Consider the following 25,252-nt stretch of genomic DNA (forward strand, 5'->3'; position numbering starts at 1 on the left):
CGCCTCTCGACTCAAGCGGCCATCACTTCCGATGCGCGCTCAAGTCCGCAATGACTGGCCCGTCACCATTCAGCGGATTGGCCGGATCGCGCCCATAGCGCAGGGTCTCGAAGCGCATCGTGCGCGCGTCCAGCATCAAGAGCCGTCCCACCAGCCCCTCGCCGAAGCCGACGATCTCGCGGATCGCCTCCAGCGCCATCATCGAGCCGAGCATGCCGGCGAGCGCACCCATGACGCCGGCTTCGGCGCAGGCGGGCACCGTGCCGGGCGGCGGCGGCTCGGGGAACAGGCAGCGATAGGTCGGATTAAACTGGCCCTTCTCATTCCGCTCATGCGCCCGGATCGTCGTCAGCGACGCATCGAAGGTGCCGAGCGCGCCGGTGATCAGCGGCCGCGCGGCCAGAAAGCAGGCATCGGAGACGAGATAGCGGGTGTCGAAATTGTCGGAGCCGTCGAGCACGAGATCATAAGCGCCGATCAGATCGAGCGCGTTGTCGGCATTGAGCCAGGTCCGATGCGCCATGACGCTCACATGCGGATTGAGCGCGTTGATGCGCTCGGCGGCGCTCTCGACTTTGGGTCTGCCGATGTCGGGGGTCGCATGGATGACCTGGCGCTGCAGATTCGACAGCGACACGACGTCGTCGTCGACCACGCCGATCGTGCCGACGCCAGCCGCGGCGAGATACATCAGCGCCGGTGCGCCGAGGCCGCCTGCGCCGACCACCAGCACCGACGCCCGCTTCAGCGCCGCCTGGCCGGGACCGCCGACGTCGCGCAGCACGATGTGACGGGCATAGCGCTCCAGTTCTTCGTCGCTCAGCATCGTTACACCGTCCTTCCGCTGCCGCACCGCTGTCAGCCCATTGTCGGCCCGTAGCGAAGACGCCGGCTCTCCGCACTGAACCCTCGCCGGATTGTGACCGACCAAGCAGATGTGCTTATTTAGCGGCGCGGCAAGAGCATCGGGATTTGTCATGAGACGGCTGGCCACGGCAACCTTCATCTGCGGGATCGCCGCATGCGCGTCGGCGCAGGCACAGACGCCGCAGGGCGCGTCGCCGGGCGCCAAGCCCAAGCCCGTCGCGACCCAGCCGGCGCGCCCGGGCGTGCAGGCTCCCGCCGACACCGCCAATGCGATGAGCCAGGCCGAGCGGCTCGCGCTGCAATCCGATCTCGCCTGGGTCGGCCAGTACAATGGCGCGATCACCGGCGACGTCAGCGAGCGCATGGTCAACGCGATCAAGGAATACCAGAAGCTCGTCGGCGGCAAGCCGACCGGCGTGCTGAACCCGCAGGAGCGCGCCGTGCTCGCCGACACCGCGCGCCGCAAGCAGGAGGGCGTCGGCTGGAAGCTCGTGACCGAGCCGGTCAGCGGCGCACGGCTCGGCATTCCCGCAAAGCTGGTGCCGCAACAGACCAGCGACGGCACCGGCTCGAAATGGACCTCGCCCACCGGCACCGTGCAGGTCGTGCTGTCACGCCGCAAGGAGGCGAACCCGACCACCGCGGCGCTCGCCGACCGCGAGAAGAAGGAGCCCGGCCGCACCGTCGACTACAGCGTGGTGAAGCCCGACTTCTTCGTGCTCTCGGGCCTGCAGAACCTGAAGAAGTTCTACATCCGCGGCACCTTTCGGGGCGACGAGGTGCGTATCCTGACCATCCTCTACGATCAGGCCACCGAGAACACGGTCGAGCCGGTCGTGATCGCGATGTCGAGCGCTTTCACCGCGTTTCCGTCGACATTGGCCGCGCAGCCCGCGCCACGGCGCCGCGTCGATTACGGCACCGGCATCATCGCTACCCAGGACGGCGCCATCATCGCCGATCGCGAGGTGACCGATGCCTGCGTGGCGATCACCATTCCCGGTTTCGGCCATGCCGAGCGCGTGGCCGAGGACAAGGAGCGCGGCCTGGCGCTGCTGCGCATCTACGGCGCGCGCGGCCTGAAGCCGCTGGCGCTGTCGGGCGGCAGTGCGAAATCGTCGGTCGACATCGTCGGCATCGCCGATCCGCAGAGCCAGGGCGGCGGTGCCGCGATCAGCACCGTCAAGGCGCAGCTCGCCGGCAATGGCGCCGGCGACGCCTCGCTGGCGCCGGCGCCCGGGCTCGGCTTTTCCGGAGCGGCGGCGCTCGACGGCGACGGCAAGTTCGCCGGCGTCACCTTGCTCAAGCCCGGCGTCCTCGCCGGCACGGCGCTGATCCCATCGACGCAGGTCGTGATGGTCAGCGCCGATGCGACGCGCGCCTTTCTCGCCACGCATGGCGTCAAGCCCGACGGAACCTCGCTCGACGCCAAGGCGGCGACGGTGCGCGTGATCTGCGTGCGGAAGTAGCGCCTGCGCCAAACCGGTCCGGCATCGCGATCATGCCGCCGCGCCCTGCGGCGCGGCGGCGTTTACGCAATGTTAAGCATGTCGTTTTAGAAAAAATTAAGGGCCCAACGGCGGCCGGCGGGGATCGGACGTGCAGCATCGCGACTGCATGGGATGATGCTCGGCGATGCCGATCGCTCGCCCGCGGCTCGCTGCCACTCAACTTCCTAGCACCTTGCTATCAACTCGGAACGGCTCCCGCCGTAGTCAACCGGTCTGTGCAGGCACAGGCCGAGCGTGAAATAGTTCGAACAGTTTTGTCGGCGTGCTGATTCGGACCACCGCGATCGCTCTTCATGAGTTGGATCGGGCCGGGACTGTCCTGAGCGAGAATAGCTCTGCACCGCGATCGCGATGCGCTCAGCTTTGGCGTTCTCATAAGTTCCGTCAACATCCGAAGGACTGTCTCCCGATGTACACGATCGTTTTGGCCACGCAGAAGGGCGGCAGCGGCAAGAGCACGCTGGCGATTGGTCTGGCCGTGGCGGCCCAGCAGGCCGGCCACAAGGTGCGCGTGATCGAGACCGACCGTCAGGGCACGCTGACCAAATGGCAGGCGCGCCGCGCCGCGAGCGAGCCGATCGTCGAACCCGTCTACGATGCCAAGACGATCGAGCCTCGCCTCGAAGCGCTGGCCCGCGACGGCGTCACCCTCTGCGTGATCGACACCGGGGCCGGCATCACGGCATCCACGACGGCCGCGATCCGCCACTGCGATCTGTGCCTCATTCCGGCGCGTCCGAGCGTCGCCGACATCGAAGCGACGGCACCGACCTTGAGCGTCGTGCGCGCCTGGCGCAAGCCGTTTGCCTTCGTGCTCAACCAGGCCCCGATCCGCGGCGGCCATCGCGTCACCGATGCGACGACTGCGCTCGACGTCGACGCGCCGCGCGACATCGCAGAGGTGCTTGCGCAGCCCTTCATCATGATGCGCAACGACCACCAAGACGCGCTCGCCGCCGGTCTCGGCGTCAGCGAGTTCGATGCGGCCGGCAAGTCGGCGCAGGAGATTCGCAGCCTGTGGCGCTGGACAGCGGGCAAGCTCGCCGGCGACCACGTCATGCACGACGCTGGCGAGCTCAAGGACGCGAGCGAGCACGCCGAGGTCGAATTCCCGATCATGCTGACGCCGCCCGCCGAGGAAGCGAAGCTGCCGGTGACGCGGGCCTACCCGACCTGGGCCGACAATGGCATCAACTGGAAGGCGGGGCTGTAAAGGCGGGCTGTGGTCGTCATCGGATACGAGCTACCGCAAATGCGGTGCGCTCCCTCGCCCCGCAAGCGGAGCGAGGGAAACATCACCGACCGCGAGATCGAGTCCACCGAATCCAACCGTGCCTAGCGCTCTCCAGCCTCGCGCATCTCCAGCTGCTTGATGCGCGCATCGGCGCGACGCAGGCGGCGGCATAGCTCGCGATTGATGTTCTGCAGCACGATCACATAGGCGTGGATGTCAGCCTTGTAGAAGGCATACAGCTTTTGCGCCGTCAGCTCGTACAATACGGTCGGCGCTTCCGCGACGACGGTGGCCGATCTGTTCTGCATATCGAGCAGGGTCATCTCGCCGAAGAAATCGCCGGGCTCGAGACGCGACATATGGATCGCAACGCCCGTCTCCAGGCGCTCGCTCACCTCCAGCGTGCCGCTGTGCACGACGAACATCGAACGACCCGCCTCGCCTTCGGCGACGACCACGGCGCCGCTCTCGAACTCACGCACGACCAGCATCGAGACCAGCAGATCGAGGCTCGCATCGGGCAGGCCGCCGAAGAACGGCGTCGCGAGCAGGAATGCTTTCAGATCGGGCGAGCTGACAGCCATGGCGGCAGTATACCCCCACCCCCGTCCGTCACAAGCAGACTGGGGCAAGCCGGCCATGCCGGCTCGTCGGCCGCTGCATCACTTCTGGCACTTCGGGCACCAGAACGTCGACCGCCCGTTCTGCACGAAACGCTTCACCACGCCCTCGCAGCCATCCGTCCGGCACGGCTCGCCCTCGCGGTCATAGACCTGGAACGAATGCTGGAAATAGCCGAGTTCGCCTGATGTCTGGCGGTGATCGCGCAGCGACGAGCCGCCGGCGCGGATGGCCTCGTTGAGCACGGTGTGGATCGCTTCCACCAGACGCCTGGCGTGATCCGTGGGCTCGCCCTTCTTCGTTGCCAACGTCGCCGCCAGCCGTCGCGGCGACAGATGGGCGCGGAACAGCGCCTCGCAGACATAGATGTTGCCGAGCCCGGCGACGACGCGCTGGTCGAGCAGCGCCGCCTTGAGGCTGGTCTTCTTGCCGGCACAGGCGCGCGCCAGCATGGCGGCATCGAATTCGTTGCCGAGCGGCTCTGGCCCGAGATCCTTCAGATGCGGCTCGGTCTCGATCTCGCCGCGGCCGATGATCTTCATGAAGCCGAAGCGGCGCGGATCGTTGAACACGATGTCGGCGCCAGACGACATGTGAAACACGACATGGTCGTGCACGCTGTCCTTGCCGCGCGGATAGTGAAACTCGCCCGGCGTCTCCTCGTGCTCCGGCTTGATCACCCGGAACGAGCCGGACATGCCCAGATGCATCAGCAGCACGTCGCCGGAGCCGAGGTCGGCCAGCAGATATTTGGCGCGCCGGCCGAGTCCCCTGACGGTCTGGCCCTGCAGGCGCTTCGCAAAATCGGGCTGGAACGGAAACCTGAGATCGCCGCGCCGGGCCTCGGCCTTGACGATGACGGCGCCTTCCATGACGGGCTGCAGCCCGCGCCGGACGGTCTCGACTTCGGGCAGCTCAGGCATGCCGGCTCATTTCACCTTTTGCATCCGCGACCATTCACCTTGTCCGGCTGACGTGATAGCGCCTTGGCCGCATCAGCGCTATGGTGCCGTATCGGAGTAAGGGTGATGGATCAGCCGGACCAAACCACTCATTTCGGCTTCAGGGACGTGCCTCTGGGCGAGAAGCAGACGCTGGTGAACGACGTGTTTCACAGCGTGGCACAGCGCTACGACCTGATGAACGACCTGATGTCGGGCGGACTGCACCGCGTCTGGAAGGACATCATGATCAACACGCTGAACCCGCCGAAGAGCGATGCGCCGTTCGCGCTGCTCGACGTGGCCGGCGGCACCGGCGACATCTCCTTCCGCGCCGCCCGGAAGGCCGGCGCCGGCTTCCATGCCACCGTGTGCGACATCAACAGCGACATGCTCGAGGTCGGGCGCCAGCGGGCGCTGAAGCAATATCTCGACGACAAGGTCTCGTTCGTCGAGGGCAATGCCGAAAAGCTCGCTTTTCCCGACCGCTCCTTCGACGCCTATACGATCGCCTTCGGCATCCGCAACGTGCCGCAGATCGAGCTCGCGCTCGCCGAGGCCTTCCGCGTGCTCAAGCATGGCGGCCGATTCCTGTGCCTGGAATTCTCCACCGTCGAGATGCCCGGGCTCGACAAGCTCTACGACCTGTTCTCCTTCAACGTGATCCCGCAGCTCGGCCGCGCCGTCACCGGCGATGCCGAGTCCTACCGCTACCTCGTCGAATCGATCCGCCAGTTTCCGCGCCCCAGCGCCTTCGCCGAGATGATCTCGGCGGCCGGCTTCTCCCGCGTGTCCTGGCAGACCCTCTCCGGCGGCATCGTCGCGCTTCATTCCGGCTGGCGTTTGTGATCTCCGCACTCACCCACATTACGCGGCTCGCCCGGGCCGCCTTCGTGTTCGCGCGCGAGGGCGTGTTCGGCGCCGTCGATCCGAGCCTGGCGCCGCCGCCGGGCCAGCTCGCGCTGAAGCTGGCGCGCCTCGTCGAGCGCCCCGGCGCCAAGTCCGGGCCAAGATTGTCGCGGGCGCTGGAGCGCATGGGCCCGGCCTATCTCAAGCTCGGCCAGTTCCTGGCGACGCGGCCCGACGTCGTCGGCGTCATCATGGCGCGCGACCTCGAATCGCTGCAGGACCGGCTGCCGCCATTCCCGCAGGCCGAGGCCGAGGCGGTCATCGCCACCGCGCTCGAGCGCCCGATCAGCCAGCTGTTCACGCATCTCGGTCCTCCGGTCGCCGCCGCCTCGATCGCGCAGGTGCATCGCGGCGAGGTCGAGCGCGACGGCATTCGTCGTCCGGTCGCGGTGAAGGTGCTTCGGCCGAACGTCGCCTCGCGCTTCCGCCGCGACCTCTCCGATTTCTTCTTCGTCGCCGAAAAGGCCGAGGCGCATTCGTCGGAGGCGCGGCGGCTGCGGCTGGTCGAGGTCATCAACACGATGTCGCGCTCGGTCGCGATGGAGATGGACCTTCGCCTGGAGGCCGCTGCGCTCTCCGAGATGGCGGAAAACATCAAGGACGATCCGGACTTCCGCGTACCCACGGTCGACTGGGATCGCACCGCCAACACCGTGCTGACGATGGAGTGGATCGACGGCATCGCGCTGAACGATCACGCCCGGCTCGCAGAGGCCAATGTCGATCTGCCCGACGTCGGCCGCAAGGTGATCCAGAGCTTTCTCCGCCACGCGCTGCGCGACGGCTTCTTCCACGCCGACATGCACCCGGGCAACCTGTTCCTGGACCAGCAGGGACGGCTGGTCGCGGTGGATTTCGGCATCATGGGCCGGCTCGGCATGAAGGAGCGGCGCTTCCTCGCCGAGATCCTGCTCGGCTTCATCACCCGCGACTATCGCCGCGTCGCCGAAGTTCATTTCGAGGCCGGCTACGTGCCGCCGCATCATTCGGTGGAGAATTTCGCACAGGCCATCCGCGCCATCGGCGAGCCGATCCACAACCGCACGGCCGAAGAAATCTCGATGGCCAAGCTGCTGACCCTGCTGCTCGAGGTCACCGGCCTGTTCGACATGCGCACCCGGCCGGAGCTGATCCTACTGCAGAAGACCATGGTGGTGGTCGAGGGCGTCGCGCGCGGCTTCGATCCCAAGCTCGACATCTGGAAGGTCGCCGATCCCGTGGTGCGCGAATGGATCGAGCGTAATCTCGGCCCGCTCGGCCGCATCGAAGGCGCCGTGTCCGGCGTCGGCGACCTGGTCCGGCTCAGCGCGACCCTGCCCGTGCTCGCCGCCCGCGCCGCCGCCGTGCTGGAGCACATGGAGACCATGAGCCGCGACGGCTTGCGCCTGTCGCCGGAAACCATCGCCGCCATGGGCCGCACCGAAGGCAAGAAGAGCCGCTGGCGCGCCATAGCTCTGTGGGTCATCGCACTGACCTTCATCGGCATTCTGTTCGCGGTGCTTAGGCTGTAGACTCGCAGCGGGGGCGAAGGCGCAGGGCTGCCGCCGTGCCCACCGCCTTTCCTCGTATTCTGCCGCCCCGCTTGGCGCCGCTGCCGCCCACGGCGGCCGCTTTGCCCACCCTCCTCTGATTGCACTGCTGTCATTTTCTGCTAGCATTGCCTTCACAACGACAATGCTGGGGAGGCGGTCATGGCGAGCCTGACCATCCGCAAGCTGGACGACTCTCTCAAGACTTATCTGCGACTGCGCTCGGCGCAGAACGGGCGCTCCGTCGAAGAGGAAGTCCGGGTCATCCTGCGCGCGCTGATCGAGCCTGCCGATCCATCCGAGCCGCCGATGGCGCCGCCAGCTCCAGCCAACCTCTCCGCCCCGCTCGTCCCCCAGCCCGGCCGGGCGCGCGAGGCTCGCGTCACCCTGATCATCGGCGGCGGCATCGCCGCCTACAAATCGCTCGACCTGATCCGGCGGCTGAAGGAGCGCCACATCCACGTCCGCTGCGTGCTGACCAAGGCGGCGACGCAATTCGTGACCGAGCTCGCCGCGTCGGCGCTGTCGGGAGATCGTGTCTTCACCGATCTGTTCGACGCGCGCAGCGAGTTCGACGTCGGCCACATCCGGCTCGCACGCGACTGCGATCTCATCGTGGTCGCACCGGCGACCGCCGACCTGATGTCGAAGATGGCGCACGGCGCCGCCGACGACCTCGCCAGCGCCATCCTGCTCGCGGCGAGCCGGCCGATCCTGCTGGCGCCGGCGATGAACCCGATGATGTGGAGCAATCCGGCGACGCGCCGCAACGCCGCGACCCTGCAGCGCGACGGCGTCCAGATGATCGGGCCGAACGCCGGCGAGATGGCGGAGAAGGGCGAGGCCGGTGTCGGCCGCATGGCCGAGCCGACCGAGATTGCGGACGCCGTCGTCGCCATGCTCAAGCCGCCGACGCCGCGCCCGCTCGCCGGCCGCCGCGTGCTGATCACCGCGGGCCCCACCCACGAGCCGATCGACCCGGTGCGCTACATCGCCAACCGCTCCTCCGGCAAGCAGGGCTTTGCGATCGCCGCCGCCGCGCAGGCCGCCGGCGCCGACGTGCGGCTGATCGCAGGACCGGTGGAGCTCGCCGACCCCAAGGGCGTCAGCGTCACCCACGTCGAATCGGCGCGGCAGATGCTCGACGCCGTCGAGGCCGAGCTGCCCGCCGACGTCGCGATCTTCGCCGCGGCGGTGGCCGACTGGCGCGTCGCCAATGAGGGCGGCCAGAAGCTGAAGAAGACGGACAAGGCGATCCCGCCGCTGACGCTGGTCGAGAACCCCGACATCCTCGCCACGATCTCGAAGCTGCAGGAGAAGCGGCCTGGTCTCGTCATCGGCTTCGCCGCCGAGACCGAGCACCTGATCGACAACGCGAAGGCAAAGTTCGCCCGCAAGGGCTGCGACTGGATCGTCGCCAACGACGTCTCGCCCGCGACCGGTGTGATGGGCGGCGACCGCAACACCGTACATCTCTTGACGAAGGACGCCGATGGCGTCCATGTCGCGTCCTGGCCGATCATGACCAAGGACGAGGTCGCGACTGCGCTCGTCGCCGAGATCGCCAGAACCATGGGACCCGTTGCGTGACACAGACGATCGCGATCGACGTGCAGATCCTGCCGCATGGCGAGGGCCTGCCGCTGCCGGCCTATCAGACCGCACATGCCGCGGGGCTCGATCTGCTCGCCGCGGTTCCGCCCGATGCGCCGCTCGTCCTTGCGTCGGGCAGCCATGCGATGGTGCCGACGGGACTGTCGATCGCGCTGCCCGACGGCTACGAGGCCCAGGTGCGGCCGCGTTCGGGGCTCGCTGCGCGGCACGGCGTCACGGTGCTGAACTCACCGGGCACGGTGGACGCGGACTACCGCGGCGAGATCTGCGTGCTGCTGATCAACCACGGCAAGGAACCGTTTACGATCCGCCGCGGCGAGCGCATCGCGCAGATGGTGATCGTCGCCGTCGCGCGCGCCGAGCTCAGCCTCGCGACAACCTTGACGACGACCGCGCGCGGCAGCGGCGGCTTCGGGTCGACGGGCCGTTGAACTACGGGCTTGCCACTGTTCCGACTCGAAAGAGTCGATCGGCGGACGCATTTTCCTCAGGCGCAACCATCGTTCACGGTCTGGACTCTTACCGCTGGAGTCCCGAAGCGGTTATGGTTGATTGATTCGTGAGACGGCGCGGTCGACGCGATCGGCGCCGCGCGGAACTTCGTGCGGTTTGGGGCAAATATGTCGGGCGTGATCGTGGTGATGCGTCAGACGCTGCTGTCGTGCACGTCACTTGCGCGCAAGGGCCTGATGGGTCTCGCTGCGACTGCGCTTGCGCCGGCGACACCGGGCTTCGCAGGCGATGGCGTGGCGCCGGATGCGATCACGACGCTGTTCGAGCTGAGCCGTCCTGATATCGCCGAGGTCACGGCGATGCTGGCGCTGCTCGGCTTCTCCGTCGTCGCCGCGGTCGCGCTGGTGCGCACGCGTCTGGCGGCCGGCCGGAAGGAAGCACGGCTGCGCGCCGACGTCGCCGGGCTGCAATTGCAGGCCGATCGCTACCGTGCGCTGCTGTTCGCCGAGCCGCAGATCCTGATCGCCTGGCCGGCCGGCGGCCACCGTCCGCAGATCTCCGGCGACACCTCGATGCTGGTGCCGCAGGATCAGCCGCAGCGCATTCTCGCCTTTGGAACCTGGCTGCCGCCGGAGCCCGCGCTGCAGCTCGACCGCGCCGTCGACGCGCTGCGCGAGGCGGGCGAAGGCTTCATGCTCAATCTCACCACCTCGCACGGCCATGCGATCGAGGCGATGGGCCGCGCCATCGGCGGCCAGGCCATCGTGCGCATCCGCGAATTGTCCGGCCTGCGCCGCGAGCTCGCCGAGACGCAGCTCCGCTTCAAGGCGCTCGGCGAGGAGACGGAGTCGCTGCGCGCGCTGGCAGCGGCGCTGCCGTGGCCGATCTGGGCACGGCAGGCCAATGGCGCTCTCGCTTACGTCAACGCCGCCTATGCCCGTGCCGCCGATGCCCGCGACGTGCCGGACGCGATCGGCCGCAACATCGAGCTGCTCGACTCGGCCGACCGTATCGACCTGCAGCGCGCGCTCGCCACCAACGGCCGTTTCGAGGGCCGGCTGCCGATCGTGACCGGCGGCGAGCGCCGCATGTACGACGTGCGCGCCTTCATGCTGGGAAACGGCAGCGCTGGCGTCGCCATCGACGCCAGCGAGGCGGCGGCCCTGGACGCGGCCGTGGTGCGGATGCGGGAAGCACACCGGCGCACGCTCGATCAGTTGTCCTCGGGCGTAGCCGTGTTCGACGGCCAGCGCCGGCTCGCCTTCTACAACGACTCCTATCGCCGGCTGTGGCGTCTCGATCCCGCCTTCCTGGACAGCCAGCCGGATGACTCGTCGGTGCTCGACCGTCTTCGCGCCGCGCGCAAGTTGCCCGAGCAGGCCGACTTCCGGGCCTGGAAGGCCAAGCTTCACGAGGCCTATCGCGCCGTCGAGGCCGCCAAGGACACCTGGTTCCTGCCCGACGGCCGCGCGTTGTCGGTCGTCACCACGCCGAATCCGGAAGGCGGCGTCACCTATCTGTTCGACGACGTCACCGAGAGCTTCGCGCTTGCCCGCCGCTTCGACGGCTTGATCCGGGTCCAGCGCGAGACCCTCGACAGCCTTGCCGAGGGCGTCGCGGTGTTCGGCTCGAACGGCCGGGTCGAGCTGTTCAATCCGGCCTTCGCCAAGATGTGGCGGCTGTCGCCGGATCAGTTGCGCGAGCATCCGCACATCGACACCGTGGAATCCTGGTGCCATCAGCTCTATGACGATGCGGTCGCCTGGCGCACCGTCCGCGAGGCGATCACGTCGATCGAGAACCGGCTCGACGTTGCGCTGAAGCTCGAGCGCAAGGACGGCAGCGTGCTCGACTGCATGAGCCGCCCGCTGCCCGACGGCGCGACCATGCTGACCTTCCAGGACATCACCGACACCGAGAATGTCGAGCGAGCCCTGCGCGAGAGCAACGAGGCGCTCGAAGCCGCCGGCCAGATGAAGATCGACTTCGTCCACCACGTATCCTACGAGCTGCGCGCGCCGCTGACGACGATCATCGGCTTCGCGCATTTCCTGTCCGATCCGTCGACCGGGCCGCTGACCCCGAAGCAGGCCGAGTATCTCGACTACGTCACCAAATCCACCAACGCGCTGCTGGCGCTGACCAACAACATTCTCGACCTCGCCACCATCGATGCCGGCGCCATGAAGCTCGAGCTCGGGCCGGTCGACGCCGCCAAGGCGATCGAGGCCGCCGCCGAGGGCGTGCAGGACCGGCTTGCCACGGATCGCATCCGATTGACGATCGCGGTGGACCCTGATGTCGGCTCTTTCGTCGGCGACGAGCGCCGCGTCGTGCAGGTGCTCTACAATCTGCTCGCCAATGCCGTCGGCTTCTCGCCGCCGGATTCGAGCGTCGTCGTCAGCGCCCGCCGCACCGACCACAGCGTCGTCTTCGCGGTCACCGATTCCGGCCCCGGCATTCCGCCCGAGGTGAAGGACAAGGTGTTCGAATGGTTCGAGAGCCATTCGCAGGGCTCGCGCCATCGCGGCGCCGGCCTCGGACTGTCGCTGGTGCGCTCCTTCGTCGAGCTGCATGGCGGCAGGGTGCGGATGGATTCGGTGGTCGGCAAGGGCACCACGGTCACCTGTGACTTCCCGACCGACCACGTCGCGCAACGCAACGCCGCGGAATGACGGACCAGCTGACATTCACCACCACGCTGGCGGACGAGACCGCCACCGCCGCCCTGATGGCCGATCTCGCGCTGCTGATCGGCCCGGGTGCACTGATCACGCTCACGGGCGATCTCGGCGCCGGCAAGACGGCGGCGGCGCGGGCGATGATCCGCTATCTCGCCGGCGACGACGAGCTGGAGGTGCCGAGTCCGACCTTCACTCTGGCGCAGAGCTACGACCTGCCGAGCTTCCCGCTGGTGCATGCCGATCTCTATCGCATCAGCGATGCATCGGAGCTAGAGGAGATCGGCCTGTCGCCGCTGCCGGAGGCGACCGTCGTGCTGATCGAATGGCCGGAGCGCGCCGGCGGCACTCTCCCGCTGGATCGCGTCGACATCGCGCTGCGCCACGATCCATCGCAGGGCGACACCGCCCGCAGCGCCGAGATCACCGGCAGCGGCAAGGCGGCCGCGGTGGTTGCACGGCTGAAAGCCTTGCGCGAATTCCTCGCCGAGGCCGGGCACGCCAAATCGCGCCGCGAGCGCATGGCCGGCGATGCCTCGACCCGCTCCTATGCGCGGCTCCACAAGGGCGAGCGCGTCTCCATCCTGATGAACTCGCCGAAGCGGCCCGACGGCCCGGCGATCTACAACGGCAAGCCCTATAGCGGCGCCGTGCATCTCGCCGAGGACGTCCGCCCATTCGTCGCGATCGCCGCCGCCTTGCGCGGGCGCGGCATCTCGGCGCCGAAGATCAACGACGCCGATCTCGGCCACGGCTTTCTCATCACCGAGGATCTCGGACGCGAGGGCGTGATCGAGGGCGACCCGCCACGACCGGTCGTGGAGCGCTACGAGGCCGCGACCGATCTGTTGGCCGCGCTGCACGGGCAGGACGTCCCCTCGGTGCTGCCGCTGGCGCCGCAGGTGACCTACGAGGTCCCGACCTTCGACGTCGAAGCCATGCTGATCGAGATCGGCCTGATGCTCGAATGGTACCTGCCCGACCGTGGCGTGGAGCTGTCGCAGGTGCTGCGCGCCGAATTCCTGGAAATATGGCGCGAGTTGCTGGAGACGCCGCTCGCGGCCAAGCCCACATCTAAGCCGACATCTAAGCCGACCTGGGTGATCCGCGACTACCACTCGCCCAACCTGCTCTGGCTGCCCGCGCGCGAAGGCATCGCCCGCGTGGGCGTGATCGACTTCCAGGACGCGGTGATGGGACCGCCGGCCTACGACGTGGTCTCGCTGGCGCAGGACGCCCGGATCGACGTGTCGGCAGAGCTCGAGCGGGCGCTCCGAGAGCGCTACATCGCCGCGCGCCAAGCGGCGTCGACGGACTTCGACGCCGACGAATTCGGCGCGCACTACGCGATCATGTCCGTCCAGCGCAACACCCGCCTGCTGGGTACCTTCGCCCGCCTCAACCGCCGCGACGGCAAGCCGCACTACCTCAAGCACCAGCCTCGCATCTGGGACTATCTCCACCGGTCGCTGGCGCACGCGGCGCTCGACCCAGTCCGCGACTGGTACGCGGCCAACGTGCCGCCTCCAGCCGGCGTGGCTTGAGGCACCCTCTCACGGCGCCAGCGGCGTACCCCCTCCCCCTTGCGGGGAGGGGTCGGGGGTGGGGGTCTCCGGGCGACACTGTGAGCGATGGGCTTAGAACCTGACAATCAGCAGCTGAATAGCTGTGAGCTGCTAGACCCACTAACTCAACGACATTCCGCATCCGCGGACCCCCACCCCCAACCCCTCCCCGCAAGGGGGAGGGGAGCCGACCGCCGCCGTGGCGACACTCGGGCTTCAAGCATCTCTCCCCGTGGCTTTACCGGTTCTTAGCCATCCCCCTTTACCTTGCGCCCGTGGCGCCGGTTGCGCGCCGCGCGTGAATGGAGGTTGCGATGGCAGAGCGGATGAAGGGCGAACGCGTCGTCTTCGAGCGCGGCATCCCGGCTTTCATGATGGGCATCGACGGCACCTGGCGGCGCAACTGCACCATCGAGGACGTCTCGGAGACCGGGGCGAAGCTGACGGTCGAAGGCTCGGTCGAAGGCCTTCACCTGAAGGAGTTCTTCCTGCTGTTGTCGTCGACCGGCCTGGCCTACCGGCGCTGCGAGCTGGCCTGGGTCAATGGCGACCAGATCGGCGTCACCTTCCTGAAGCAAGGCAAGAAGAAGACCAACAAGCGCGCCTCGGCCGAAGCCTGACCGAGCCACGACTGCGGCATCTTGCATCACGATGGCCGGGCAGCCGTCGCATATTCGTCATCGGCACGGGCTATCGCAACCGGCCGAGACGATAGATGTTTTTGCGTGGTATGATTCGCACATGCCACCGTTGATCGAGATGCCCTGAAGATGCCCGTCAAGCCGCACAAAGCCATGGTCCTCGCCGCCGGTCTCGGATTGCGCATGCGCCCACTGACGGAGACGATGCCCAAACCACTGGTGCGCGTCGCCGGTCGCCCGCTGCTCGACCATGTGCTCGACCGCCTCGCCGAAGCCGGCGTCACCGAAGCCGTCGTCAACGTCCATTATCTCGCCGACCAGATCATCGCGCACACGGCGGCGCGCAGCACGCCCCGCGTGATCATCTCCGACGAGCGCGACCAGGTGCTCGGCACCGGCGGCGGCGTCGTCAAGGCGCTGCCGCTGCTCGGCCACGAGCCGTTCTTCCACGTCAACTCCGATACGATGTGGATCGAGGGCGTGCGCCAGAACCTGTCCCGGCTCGCCGACGCGTTCGATCCCGAACGCATGGACATCATGCTGCTGATGGCGCCGACCGCGACCTCGATCGGCTACGCGGGTCAAGGCGACTACGCGATGCTCGCCGACGGTACCTTGCGCAAGCGGCGGGAGCATCAGGTGGTGCCGTTCGTCTACGCGGGCGCCGCGATCATCTCGCCATCGATCTTCGACGGCGCGCCGAACGGCGAGTTCTCGCTGACGAAGATGTTCGACAAGGCGAACGAGCAGGACCGCCTGTTCGGCCTCCGCCTCGAAGGCGTCTGGATGCATGTCGGCACGCCGGCCGCGGTGGCGGAAGCGGAAGAGGCTCTGATGGAGAGTGCGGCGTAGCGGACTGCCCGACGGGCGAATCAGGTCGGCGCGTTGCGCGATTTGCTCCGCCTCGTCGGCGCCGACCCTGCGCTGGGATCACTCAAATCATCTGCGTCGAGAAACGATTTTCGTCCGCACATTCAACCCGATCCCGCTCGTCGCGTCCGACGCGCACAAAATTCTTCTTTCGCTTTTACAGAATTCATGTTCTCTCATGCGCATCCCGCCTCGTTGCGAGGGGCGTATCGCGGTCGTCACGGACGTTGAGCGCGGGATGCGATGGCCTGTCAGGATTGCAGCGTGCTTTCGGGTGCGCGGACGAACGGTTCGGGCAGGACGGCGAAATCGTAAGGTCCCGGCATCCCGATGCTGATGCCAAGCTCGCGCCGCTGCTGACGCCGCGCGCGGGCGACGGTGGCTACAAGCCGGCACACCGAGGAGAGGACGTATAAGCCGTAACACCGTCGCGCAGGGAAGGCCGGGTCGTTCCGGCTGAACCTGTGGTTCCTGCCCCGTGCACTCTTTCACGCACGGGGGCCACGGGCCTCAGCCGAGGCCCGGCCTTCCCTGCGCCCTTGCTTCGGATGAGGGCGAGAGCTTCGCATGACTCGGGCGCGATGGCGTCGCGAGGGCATAGGGGTTTGTCTCCGGCGCGAGATCTGTACCCACAATGGAGGACGATGCTGCGTGTCCCCGTCATTGCGAGCGGGTGGGCAGCTTGGCTTTCCAGACTCAGTCGTCCCGCGAAAGCGGGCGATGACGGCGGGGGTGAATGGGTCCAGCTGGGCTCATCCGCGCGGCGCGCTCTGAGCCCGCGACAATGGTCACGCACCTATCAACACCCGTCCACACCCCGGATATGACCTCCGCCCGATCGGTCCCTATATAGACAGCACAGCAACCCGAATCGCAGGCCATGCGCGTCTTCACCGTTCCCATCTCGGCGCCGTTCCTGCGCAGCGTGATCGCCGCGCTGGTCGACGGCCGGCTGGTCGACGGCTTCGAGGCACGCAGCGATCCCGCCCGGCTCGCGACCGCGACGCTGTATCTGCCGACGCGGCGCGCCCTGCGGGTGGCGCGCGAGATGTTCCTCGACGAGCTGAAGACCGATGCCGCGGTGCTGCCGCGCCTGGTCGCGCTCGGCGACATCGACGAGGACGAGCTCGCCTTCGCGGAGGACCGCGACGCGTTCCTCGGGCCGGCGCCGCTGGAGATTCCGGAACGGCTCGACGACCTGCAGCGCCGGCTCACGCTGGCGCGGCTGGTCGCGGCCTGGGCCAAGACGCCGGTGTCGGCGCCGCTCGTGATCGGCGGGCCCGCCTCGACGCTTGCGCTGGCCGGCGACCTCGCGCGGCTGATCGACGACATGGTGACGCGCGGCGTGTCGTGGGATGCGCTCGATGCGCTGGTGCCGGATCAGCTCGACAAATACTGGCAGTATTCGCTCGAGTTCCTGCGCATCGCGCGGACCGCGTGGCCGGCCTATCTGCAGGAGATCGAGCGCATCGAGCCGGCGGCGCGGCGCGATCTGCTGATCGCGGCCGAAGCGGCGCGGCTGTCGGCGCATCCCGATGGTCCCGTCATTGCCGCAGGCTCCACCGGCTCGATGCCGGCGACGGCAAAATTCCTGCTCGCCGTCGCCAAGCTGCCGCATGGCGCGGTGGTGCTGCCTGGGCTCGACACCGATCTCGACGAAGCCGCGTGGAATTCGATCGGCGGTGCCAAGGACCGCGCCGGCCGCGCGTTGACGCCGCCCGCGGTCAATCATCCGCAATATGCCATGCACCTGCTGCTCAAGCGCTTCGGCCTGGAGCGGCGCGACGTGATCCGCCTCGCACCACCCGGCCGTGGCGGCCGCGAGGTGCTGATCTCAGAAGCGATGCGGCCGTCGGAAGCCACCGCCGTCTGGCACGAGCGCCTGCGCCAGTTCGACATCGCCGCCAACATTGCCGAAGCGATGGACAATCTCGCCGTCGTCGCCGCGCCCAATCCGGAAATGGAGGCGCTGGCGATTGCCATCGCGATGCGCGAGGCGCGCCATCTCGGCAAGTCCGCTGCGCTGGTGACGCCGGACCGCGCGCTGGCGCGCCGCGTGATGGCGGCGCTGACGCGCTGGCACCTGACGTTCGACGATTCCGGCGGTGACGCGCTGTTGGAGACGCCGGCCGGCATCTTCGCGCGCCTCGCCGCCGAAGCAGCCGCGCGCGGACTGGAGCCGCCGACTTTGCTGGCGCTGCTCAAGCATCCGCTGTGCCGGCTCGGGCGCGCCGCGAATGGCTGGAAGAGTGCCATCGAGACGCTGGAGCTCGCGGTGCTGCGCGGCACGCGGCCACAAGCCGGAAGCAGCGGGCTCGCGCGCGACTTCGCGCGCTTCCGCGACGAGCACACCAAGCTGCACCAGGGCGAAGCATCATCGCTGCACAAGGCCGAGCCGCGCGCGCGTCTCAGTCCCGAGCAGCTCGACCGCGCCGGCGCACTGATCGCGCAATTGCAGACGGCCCTGGCGCCGCTGGAAAACCTCGCCTCGCCGCGCCCGCAGGATTTCGCCGAGCTCGCCGCGCGGCATCGTGAGGTGTTGATCGCGCTCTCGACAGACGATGTCGGTGTCAGCACCGCGTTCACCGATCGCGACGGCACGGCGCTGGCGCGCTGCTTCGACGACCTGCTCGCGTCCGGCGAGCGCTGCGGCCTGATGGCGCCGCTGTCGGACTATCCGGATCTGTTCCATACCGCCTTCTCCGATCGCGCGGTGCGCCGGCCCGAGCGCCACGGCGCGCAGCTGCAGATCTACGGTCCGCTCGAAGCGCGACTGATGCAGGCCGACCGCATGATCGTCGGCGGCCTGATCGAGGGCATATGGCCGCCGGCGCCGCGCATCGATCCCTGGCTCAGCCGCCCGATGCGGCATCAGCTCGGCCTCGACCTGCCCGAGCGCCGCATCGGACTATCAGCACACGATTTCGCACAACTGCTCGGCGCGCCCGAGGTGATCCTGACGCACGCCGCAAAATCGGGCGGCGCGCCGGCCGTGGCCTCGCGCTTCCTGCACCGTCTCGAAGCCGTCGCTGGCGCCGAGCGCTGGAAGGCGGCGACCGCGCGCGGCGAGACTTACGTCCGCTATGCCGAGGTGCTCGACCAGCCCGCCGCGGTGAAGCCGGTCGAACAGCCGGCGCCGAAGCCGCCGCTGGCAGCACGGCCGCTGCGCATGTCGGTGACCGCCATCGAGGACTGGCTGCGCGATCCCTACACCATCTTCGCGCGCTACATCCTGCGGCTCGATCCGCTCGATCCCGTCGACATGCCGCTGTCGGCCGCCGATCGCGGCTCGGCGATTCACGAAGCGATCGGCGAATTCACGCAGACCTATGCCGATGCCCTGCCGCTGCATCCGGCGCATGCGCTGCGCGTGATCGGCGAGAAGCACTTTGCGCCGCTGATGGAGCGGCCCGAGGCGCGGGCGCTGTGGTGGCCGCGTTTCCAGCGCATCGCCGGCTGGTTCGCGGCGTGGGAGACCGCGCGACGCGAGCAGATCGGCGCGATCACCGCGGAGATCCGCGGCGAGATCGGCATTCCCTTGGATCAGGGCCGCACCTTCATGCTGTCGGCGCGCGCCGACCGCATCGAACAGCGTGCCGAGGGCACCTACGCCATTCTCGACTACAAGACTGGCCAGCCGCCGACGGCCAAGCAGGTGCGCATGGGGCTGTCGCCGCAGCTCACGCTCGAAGCCGCGATCCTGCGCGAAGGCGGCTTCGACGGCATCCCCGCCGGCAGCCTGATCAGCCAGCTCGTCTATGTCCGCTTGTCCGGCAACAACCCGCCGGGCGAAGAGCGCATTCTCGAATTGAAGATCAACAAGAGCGACCCGCCGCAACATCCGGACCAGGCCGCGCAGGAGGCGCGCGAAAAGCTCGAGGCATTGATCCGCAGCTTCGAGGACGTCAATCAAGGCTACACCTCACTGAACCTGTCGATGTGGGCGAACCGCTACGGTAGCTATGACGATCTCGCCCGTATCAAGGAATGGTCGGCGGCCGGCGGCCTGGGGGTGGAGGAATGGTGAAGGCGCCCCGCCCCATTCCGCAGGCCGTGCGCGAGGCGCAGACGCGCGCATCGAACCCGGCTGCCTCCGCCTTCGTGTCGGCCAATGCCGGCTCGGGCAAGACGCATGTGCTGGTTCAGCGCGTGATCCGGCTGCTGCTCGACGGCGTGCCGCCGGAGAAGATCCTCTGCATCACCTTCACCAAGGCCGCGGCCGCCAATATGGCCGAGCGCGTGTTCTCGACGCTCGGCCATTGGGTGACGCTCGACGACGACGCGCTCGACGGCGCGATCCAGTCCACCGGTATTCCCAATCCCGACAAGAAGCTGCGGGCCTCGGCGCGAAAACTGTTCGCCAGCGCGCTGGAGACGCCGGGCGGATTGAAGGTGCAGACCATTCACGCGCTGTGCACGCGGCTGCTGCAGCAGTTCCCGTTCGAAGCCAACGTGCCGGCGCGGTTCTCGGTGCTCGACGAGCGCGACCAGACCGAGATGATGGAGCGCGCCAATCTCAAGGTGCTGCTCGACGCCGCGCGGGCGCCCGACAGCGCGGTCGGCCGCGCGCTGCAGGTGGCGATGGCCAATGCGGCGGATTCGACCTTCAAGGACGTCGTCCGCGAGGCCTGTCTGAGCCGCGATCACTTCATGGCCTGGACCGATGGCGCCGGCCGCGTCGAGGTTGCCGCGCAACATCTCGGCGAGGTGCTCGGCATCAGCGCCGGCGAGACGCTGGAAGCCATCGAGCGCGACATCGTCGACGGCCCCAATCTGCCACTGAGGGATTGGACCGATATCGCCGCGCGGCTCGACGGCGGCGCCAAGACCGACCAGAAGCAGGCCGAGCAGTTGCGCGCGGCGCTGGCGTTCTCGGGCGCCGATCAGGTCGATGAATATCTCCGCGTATTCCTGACCGAGGACAAGGAGCCGCGGAAGTCCCTGCTCACCAAGAAGTTCGCCGACGCCAATCCCGGCATCGCCGGCCTGTTCGAATCGGAGGCGCGCCGGCTCGATCGCCTGATCGAAAAGCGCCGCGCGGCGGTCGTGCGCGACCGCACCGAGGCGCTGTTGCAGATCGCCACCGCCGCGGCCGCGAACTATCGCCGCGAAAAAGAAGAGCGCGGCCTGCTCGACTACGACGACCTGATCGACAAGACGCTGGCGATGCTGAACCGCGTCTCCGCCGGCTGGGTGCACTACAAGCTCGACCGCGGCGTCGATCACGTGCTGATCGACGAGGCGCAGGACACGAGCCCCCGGCAATGGGACATCGTCGCCCACATCATCGAAGAGTTCACTGCCGGCGCCGGGGCGCGCGACGGACTCACGCGCACGATCTTCGCGGTCGGCGACGAGAAGCAGTCGATCTTCTCGTTCCAGGGCGCCGACCCGCACGAGTTCGATGCGCGCAGGCGTCAGTTGCAGAAGCGCTTCACCGACGCCGGGCTGCTGTTCGATCCGGTGTCGTTCACCTATTCGTTCCGCTCGGGCCCGACGGTGCTGCACGCGGTCGACCACGTGTTCCGCGAGCGCGACGTCTACAGCAGCATTCACTCGCCTGACATCGGCCATCCCATCCACAACGCGCTGACCGATGCCGGACCGAGCATGGTCGAGCTCTGGAGCCTGTGCGAACGCGACGACCGCAAGGAGATCGAGGGCTGGCGCGCGCCGTTCGACGGCGTCTCCGTCACCAGCCCCGAGGTGAAGCTTTCCAGGCGCATCCAGGCAGAGATCAAGCGGCTGATCCAGACGGGCACGATGACCGGCCATGACGGCGCGCGGCGGCGGCTGAGCTATGGCGACATGCTGATCCTGGTGCGCCGGCGCGGCAACGCCTTCGATGCTGTCATTCAGGCGCTCAAGCACGCCGGCATCCCCGTCGCCGGCGCCGACCGGCTGAAGCTGACCGAGCACATCGCGATCATCGACCTGATGAACCTCGCCGACGCGCTGCTGCTGCCGCAGGACGATCTGGCGCTGGCGACCGCGCTGAAGAGCCCGCTGTTCGGGCTCGACGACGACGATCTGTTCAAGCTGGCGTGGCAGCGTCGCGGCTCGCTACGCGACGCACTCACGGCGCACGCCGCTGACGACGCGCGGCTGCAGGCGGTCGTACGGCGCTTGCAACAATGCGAGCGCCGCGCCGCGGAGGACACGCCGTTCGCCTTCTATGCCTGGCTGCTCGGCGGCGATGGCGGCCGGCGCCGCATCCTGGCGCGGCTCGGCCACGAGGCCAATGATGCGCTCGACGAGTTCCTCGAGCTCGCGCTGTCCTACGAGCGCAAGGCGCCGGCCTCGCTGCAGGGCTTCGTCGCCTGGCTGCGCGCCGCCGACACCGAGGTGAAGCGCGACATGGAGATCTCGCGCGACGAGATCAGGGTGATGACCGTGCATGGCGCCAAGGGCCTCGAGGCGTCCGTCGTCTTCCTGGTCGACACCACCTCGTCGCCGGCGGATTCGCAGCGGCTGCGGCTGATCCACGTGCCGCATGGCGAGCAGGAGATCGTGGTCTGGGCCGGGCGCAAGGCCGACGATCCGCAGCCCGTCGCGGCGGCACGCGTGGCGATGCTCAAGGAGACCGAGGACGAGTATCGCCGGCTGCTCTATGTCGCGATGACCCGCGCCGCGGATCGGCTGATCATCGGCGGCTGCATGCCGGGCAACATGAACAACGTCCGCGGCGGCAGCTGGTACGATCTGATGGCGCGCGGATTGGACGCCGCCGGCCTGCAGGTCGAGGTGATTGAAACCGAGGACGGGCCGGTCAAGCGCTATGCGCGGGCCGAGGACATCGCGGAAACCGCTGCTGACAAAACGCGGCCCATGGTCGAGACGGCCGTCGAACTGCCGGCGTGGCTGCGCACGGCGGCGGTGGAGGCGCCCGGCGAGGTCGCTGTGCTCCGGCCGTCCGATCCATCCGCCGACGAGCGGCCGGTGCGCACGGGCGAATCGCTGGCGGCGCGCAGCCTCGCGATGCAGCGCGGCACTCTGGTGCATCGCCTGCTGCAGTCGCTGCCCGACGTGGCGCCGGAGCGGCGGCGTGATGCCGCGCTGCGATATTTGATTCGCAACGCCGCCGACTGGCCGGAGGACGAGCGCGTGGGGCTTGCGGAACGGGTGCTCGCCGTGGTCGAAGACCCGCGCTTTGCCGCGGTGTTCGCGGCCGGGAGCCGGGCGGAAGTCTCGATCGTGGGCCGCCTCGCACTGGCCGGCCAGCCGCCGGCACTGGTCTCCGGCCAGATCGACCGACTGGTGGTCACCGGGACCGAGGTGCTGATCGTCGACTTCAAGACCAACCAGCAGCCGCCCTCGGGACTCGCCGACGTGCCCCCGGCCTATGTCCGGCAGCTCGCGCTGTACCGCGCAGTGCTTGGCCAATTGTACCCCGGCCGCGTCGTCCGCGCCGCGCTGCTCTGGACCGAAGCCGCTGAATTCATGGAGCTTCCCGCCTCCGCGCTGGACGCCATGCTGCCATCCCAGCACGTCTGAGTGAGCCCGCTTGACCCGGGATCACGCCATTCCTACTTTGACGTCCACGCTGAGGCGGCCCGTCCGTGCCGCTCCCTCCAACCGAACGAGGTAATTTCCATGGCCGTTGGCAAGGTTTCCGACGCCGATTTCGAAAGCGAAGTGCTCAAGGCCGACGGCCCGGTCGTGGTCGACTTCTGGGCCGAGTGGTGCGGCCCGTGCCGCATGATCGCCCCTGCCCTCGACGAGATCTCGAGCGCGATGGGCGACAAGGTCAAGATCGTCAAGCTGAACGTCGACGAGAGCCCGAAGACGGCCTCGAAATACGGCGTGATGTCGATCCCCACCCTGATGGTGTTCAAGGGCGGCGAGATGGCCTCGCGCCAGGTCGGCGCCGCGCCGAAGGCGAAGCTGCAGCAGTGGATCTCGTCGGCGGTGTGATGCCTGCGGAACAATGATTTTTGTCGAACGGCCGGCGGAATCGCCGGCCGTTCGCGTTGAGGGGTGTGATTCAGCGTTTTCGGATGTCGCCATGCCCGCCCGCGCCCATCGCTCGCCCTCCCGCAAATCCGGCCTGCTGGCCATGGAGGCGCGCTCGGTGGATGCGATCCCGCGCGGCGAGGACTGGCAATACGAACCAAAATGGGACGGCTTCCGTTGCCTGCTGACGCGCGACGGCGCAACGGTGACGATGCAGTCGAAGGCCGGCGAGGACCTCGCGCGCTACTTCCCCGAGGTCGTCGCCGCGGCGCGCGAGCTCGAGGCGACGAGCTTCATCCTCGACGGCGAGCTGGTGGTGCCGCAGGCGAAGTCGTTCTCGTTCGATGCATTGCTGCAGCGGATTCATCCCGCCGCCAGCCGGGTGAAGAGGCTATCGGTGGAGACGCCGGCGCTGTTCCTGGCCTTCGATCTGCTGGCGAGTGGCAAGAAGGAGCTCGTAACGCACACGCTGCACGAGCGGCGGCCGGCGCTGGAAGCGTTCGCGAAAGCGAACTTCGCGGATCATCCGACGTTCCGGCTGTCGCCGGCGACGACGCGCTTCGCGACCGCGCAAGACTGGCTGGCGCATTCCGGCGGCGGCTCGGACGGGGTGATCGCCAAGCGGATCGACCTGCCCTACCAGGCCGGCAACCGCGACGGCATGCAGAAGATCAAGCGCTATCGCTCAGCCGATTGCGTCATCGGCGGCTTCCGCTACGCCACCAACAGCGGCGCGAATGGACGCAGGCTGGTCGGCTCGCTGCTGCTCGGGCTCTACGACGATGACGGTCTGCTGCATCACGTCGGCTTCACCTCCGCGCTCAAGAAGGACGAGAAGCCCTCACTGACCGACAAGCTCGAGCCGCTCATCTCGCCACCCGGCTTCACCGGCAATGCGCCGGGCGGGCCGAGCCGCTGGTCGACCGAGCGCTCGGCGGGATGGTGTCCGCTGAAGCCGAAGCTGGTGATCGAGGTCTGCTACGACCATTTCTCCGGCGAGCGCTTTCGCCACGGCACCTCGATCCTGCGCTGGCGCCCCGACAAATCGCCGAAGCAGTGCACGTTCGAGCAGCTCAAGCAGAAGGTCGCCGATCCCTTGAAACTGCTCGCGTGAGGTCAGCGGATCCAGCCGGTCGCGAGAGCCGAGGCGAATTCGGCATCGCCATTGGCGCGGGCCAGCGCGGCCATCGCCTGATGATCATAGGGCACGTGGCGGAACGTCACGCTCCAGCCTGCGGGCTTAAGTTCAAGGATCGCATAGCGGGCGTCGGGCGTGCCGGCTTCCATCACATGCGGATGCGGTACGGAGTAGGAATAGCCGGGGCTGCCCACGCTACCGGGATTGACGATCAGCCGCCCGTCGCGAAGCCGCACCGCGCGCGCGGTGTGGGTATGGCCACAGAGGATCAGTGACTGCGGGATGCCCTCGGCCGTTGTCTCGATTGCATCGAGCGGCGCGCATGTGACCGCGCCATCCGGCGCGACGCTCTCGAGCCAGTAGACGTTATCGTCCTCAGGCGTGGCGTGACAAAGGAAGACCTCGTCGCGATAGATGGCCGTCGGCGGGATCGTGCCGAGCCAGTCGAGATGCTTAGCTACGAGCTGCGCATAAGCCGGCCGCTCCCAGGCGCCCATCCTCTCCGGCGGCCGATCGATCAGCCAGCGGTCGTGATTGCCGCGCACATGGACGGCATCGAGCGGCATCAGCAAGTCCATCGTCTTGCGCGCATCGAGCGGGCCGCTCGCCATATCACCGAGATTGACAATGTCATCGACGCCTTGCGCGCGGATGTCGGCCAGCACGGCTTCGAGCGCGAGGTGGTTGCCGTGGACGTCTGCGATCGCGGCAAAGCGCATGCGCTA

General features: G+C 68.0%; 18 protein-coding genes. 14 read left to right on the forward strand and 4 right to left on the reverse strand.

Features of this window, described 5'->3' with window-relative positions; all coding sequences use genetic code 11:
• Positions 1-22: 22 nt before the first annotated feature.
• Positions 23-826 (reverse strand): molybdopterin-synthase adenylyltransferase MoeB, encoded by an 804-nt coding sequence (locus QX048_RS13160; protein ID WP_315716910.1) that lies wholly within the window; start codon positions 824-826, stop codon positions 23-25.
• A gap of 151 nt (positions 827-977) precedes the next feature.
• On the opposite strand from QX048_RS13160, the gene QX048_RS13165 reads away from it, so the two are divergent.
• Positions 978-2,336, forward strand: coding sequence for a peptidoglycan-binding protein (locus tag QX048_RS13165; RefSeq protein ID WP_315751769.1), 1,359 nt, complete (start codon positions 978-980; stop codon positions 2,334-2,336).
• Positions 2,337-2,787: 451 nt separating this feature from the next.
• Positions 2,788-3,591 carry a ParA family protein gene (locus tag QX048_RS13170; protein WP_316191506.1) on the forward strand — a complete coding sequence of 268 codons (804 nt, stop codon included), beginning with the start codon at positions 2,788-2,790 and terminating at the stop codon, positions 3,589-3,591.
• A 122-nt stretch (positions 3,592-3,713) separates the two neighbouring features.
• Here QX048_RS13170 and QX048_RS13175 read toward each other — a convergent pair whose 3' ends face one another.
• Positions 3,714-4,196 (reverse strand): cyclic nucleotide-binding domain-containing protein, encoded by a 483-nt coding sequence (locus QX048_RS13175; RefSeq protein ID WP_316191507.1) that lies wholly within the window; start codon positions 4,194-4,196, stop codon positions 3,714-3,716.
• A 78-nt stretch (positions 4,197-4,274) separates the two neighbouring features.
• Positions 4,275-5,156: a bifunctional DNA-formamidopyrimidine glycosylase/DNA-(apurinic or apyrimidinic site) lyase gene (mutM, locus tag QX048_RS13180; RefSeq protein WP_316170033.1), complete on the reverse strand. Its 882-nt coding sequence runs from the start codon at positions 5,154-5,156 to the stop codon at positions 4,275-4,277.
• A gap of 105 nt (positions 5,157-5,261) precedes the next feature.
• Here mutM and ubiE point away from each other — a divergent pair, with 105 nt between their 5' ends.
• The 12 genes from ubiE to QX048_RS13240 all read left to right on the forward strand — a co-directional run bounded on the left by ubiE (position 5,262) and on the right by QX048_RS13240 (position 24,503).
• On the forward strand, positions 5,262-6,023 hold the full coding sequence (ubiE, locus tag QX048_RS13185; RefSeq protein WP_315716905.1) for a bifunctional demethylmenaquinone methyltransferase/2-methoxy-6-polyprenyl-1,4-benzoquinol methylase UbiE: 762 nt from the start codon (positions 5,262-5,264) through the stop codon (positions 6,021-6,023).
• Positions 6,020-7,594 (forward strand): 2-polyprenylphenol 6-hydroxylase, encoded by a 1,575-nt coding sequence (gene ubiB, locus QX048_RS13190; RefSeq protein ID WP_316170032.1) that lies wholly within the window; start codon positions 6,020-6,022, stop codon positions 7,592-7,594. The genes ubiE and ubiB overlap by 4 nt, the downstream gene beginning before the upstream one ends.
• A 180-nt stretch (positions 7,595-7,774) precedes the next feature.
• Complete coding sequence (coaBC, locus tag QX048_RS13195; protein WP_316200462.1) at positions 7,775-9,202, forward strand: bifunctional phosphopantothenoylcysteine decarboxylase/phosphopantothenate--cysteine ligase CoaBC; 1,428 nt, start codon at positions 7,775-7,777, stop codon at positions 9,200-9,202.
• A complete protein-coding gene (dut, locus tag QX048_RS13200; protein WP_316200461.1) occupies positions 9,199-9,657 on the forward strand; it encodes a dUTP diphosphatase in 459 nt (152 codons plus the stop codon). Before coaBC ends, dut begins: the two co-directional genes overlap by 4 nt.
• A gap of 189 nt (positions 9,658-9,846) precedes the next feature.
• Positions 9,847-12,354 carry a sensor histidine kinase gene (locus QX048_RS13205; protein WP_316170029.1) on the forward strand — a complete coding sequence of 836 codons (2,508 nt, stop codon included), beginning with the start codon at positions 9,847-9,849 and terminating at the stop codon, positions 12,352-12,354.
• Positions 12,351-13,904 (forward strand): tRNA (adenosine(37)-N6)-threonylcarbamoyltransferase complex ATPase subunit type 1 TsaE, encoded by a 1,554-nt coding sequence (tsaE, locus tag QX048_RS13210; protein WP_316200460.1) that lies wholly within the window; start codon positions 12,351-12,353, stop codon positions 13,902-13,904. The genes QX048_RS13205 and tsaE overlap by 4 nt, the downstream gene beginning before the upstream one ends.
• Positions 13,905-14,239: 335 nt before the next feature.
• Positions 14,240-14,545 carry a PilZ domain-containing protein gene (locus QX048_RS13215; protein ID WP_315751762.1) on the forward strand — a complete coding sequence of 102 codons (306 nt, stop codon included), beginning with the start codon at positions 14,240-14,242 and terminating at the stop codon, positions 14,543-14,545.
• Positions 14,546-14,695: 150 nt separating this feature from the next.
• The gene (locus QX048_RS13220) at positions 14,696-15,418 is read left to right on the forward strand and encodes a nucleotidyltransferase family protein (RefSeq protein WP_315716898.1); all 723 of its coding nucleotides are present in this window, start codon (positions 14,696-14,698) and stop codon (positions 15,416-15,418) included.
• An 898-nt stretch (positions 15,419-16,316) separates the two neighbouring features.
• A complete protein-coding gene (gene addB / locus QX048_RS13225; RefSeq protein WP_316200459.1) occupies positions 16,317-19,463 on the forward strand; it encodes a double-strand break repair protein AddB in 3,147 nt (1,048 codons plus the stop codon).
• Positions 19,457-22,930, forward strand: coding sequence for a double-strand break repair helicase AddA (gene addA / locus QX048_RS13230; RefSeq protein ID WP_316183699.1), 3,474 nt, complete (start codon positions 19,457-19,459; stop codon positions 22,928-22,930). The genes addB and addA overlap by 7 nt, the downstream gene beginning before the upstream one ends.
• Before the next feature lie 99 nt (positions 22,931-23,029).
• Positions 23,030-23,350: a thioredoxin gene (trxA, locus tag QX048_RS13235; protein ID WP_015663255.1), complete on the forward strand. Its 321-nt coding sequence runs from the start codon at positions 23,030-23,032 to the stop codon at positions 23,348-23,350.
• 142 nt (positions 23,351-23,492) lie between these two features.
• Positions 23,493-24,503: an ATP-dependent DNA ligase gene (locus tag QX048_RS13240; protein WP_316200508.1), complete on the forward strand. Its 1,011-nt coding sequence runs from the start codon at positions 23,493-23,495 to the stop codon at positions 24,501-24,503.
• A gap of 2 nt (positions 24,504-24,505) precedes the next feature.
• On the opposite strand, the gene QX048_RS13245 is transcribed toward QX048_RS13240, so the two are convergent.
• Positions 24,506-25,246, reverse strand: coding sequence for a metallophosphoesterase family protein (locus QX048_RS13245; RefSeq protein WP_316200458.1), 741 nt, complete (start codon positions 25,244-25,246; stop codon positions 24,506-24,508).
• Positions 25,247-25,252 lie beyond the last annotated feature (6 nt).

The sequence above is a fragment of the Bradyrhizobium sp. SZCCHNS30572 genome (assembly GCF_032484415.1).
GTDB lineage: Bacteria > Pseudomonadota > Alphaproteobacteria > Rhizobiales > Xanthobacteraceae > Bradyrhizobium.

Excerpts from the sequence above, each read along its gene's own strand:
- QX048_RS13160 (WP_315716910.1), bottom strand. The coding sequence starts at position 826 with ATGCTGAGCGACGAAGAACTGGAGCGCTATGCCCGTCACATCGTGCTG.
- QX048_RS13165 (WP_315751769.1), top strand. The coding sequence starts at position 978 with ATGAGACGGCTGGCCACGGCAACCTTCATCTGCGGGATCGCCGCATGC.
- QX048_RS13170 (WP_316191506.1), top strand. The coding sequence starts at position 2,788 with ATGTACACGATCGTTTTGGCCACGCAGAAGGGCGGCAGCGGCAAGAGC.
- QX048_RS13175 (WP_316191507.1), bottom strand. The coding sequence starts at position 4,196 with ATGGCTGTCAGCTCGCCCGATCTGAAAGCATTCCTGCTCGCGACGCCG.
- mutM (WP_316170033.1), bottom strand. The coding sequence starts at position 5,156 with ATGCCTGAGCTGCCCGAAGTCGAGACCGTCCGGCGCGGGCTGCAGCCC.
- ubiE (WP_315716905.1), top strand. The coding sequence starts at position 5,262 with ATGGATCAGCCGGACCAAACCACTCATTTCGGCTTCAGGGACGTGCCT.
- coaBC (WP_316200462.1), top strand. The coding sequence starts at position 7,775 with ATGGCGAGCCTGACCATCCGCAAGCTGGACGACTCTCTCAAGACTTAT.
- QX048_RS13205 (WP_316170029.1), top strand. The coding sequence starts at position 9,847 with ATGTCGGGCGTGATCGTGGTGATGCGTCAGACGCTGCTGTCGTGCACG.
- tsaE (WP_316200460.1), top strand. The coding sequence starts at position 12,351 with ATGACGGACCAGCTGACATTCACCACCACGCTGGCGGACGAGACCGCC.
- QX048_RS13215 (WP_315751762.1), top strand. The coding sequence starts at position 14,240 with ATGGCAGAGCGGATGAAGGGCGAACGCGTCGTCTTCGAGCGCGGCATC.
- QX048_RS13220 (WP_315716898.1), top strand. The coding sequence starts at position 14,696 with ATGCCCGTCAAGCCGCACAAAGCCATGGTCCTCGCCGCCGGTCTCGGA.
- addB (WP_316200459.1), top strand. The coding sequence starts at position 16,317 with ATGCGCGTCTTCACCGTTCCCATCTCGGCGCCGTTCCTGCGCAGCGTG.
- addA (WP_316183699.1), top strand. The coding sequence starts at position 19,457 with ATGGTGAAGGCGCCCCGCCCCATTCCGCAGGCCGTGCGCGAGGCGCAG.
- trxA (WP_015663255.1), top strand. The coding sequence starts at position 23,030 with ATGGCCGTTGGCAAGGTTTCCGACGCCGATTTCGAAAGCGAAGTGCTC.
- QX048_RS13240 (WP_316200508.1), top strand. The coding sequence starts at position 23,493 with ATGGAGGCGCGCTCGGTGGATGCGATCCCGCGCGGCGAGGACTGGCAA.
- QX048_RS13245 (WP_316200458.1), bottom strand. The coding sequence starts at position 25,246 with ATGCGCTTTGCCGCGATCGCAGACGTCCACGGCAACCACCTCGCGCTC.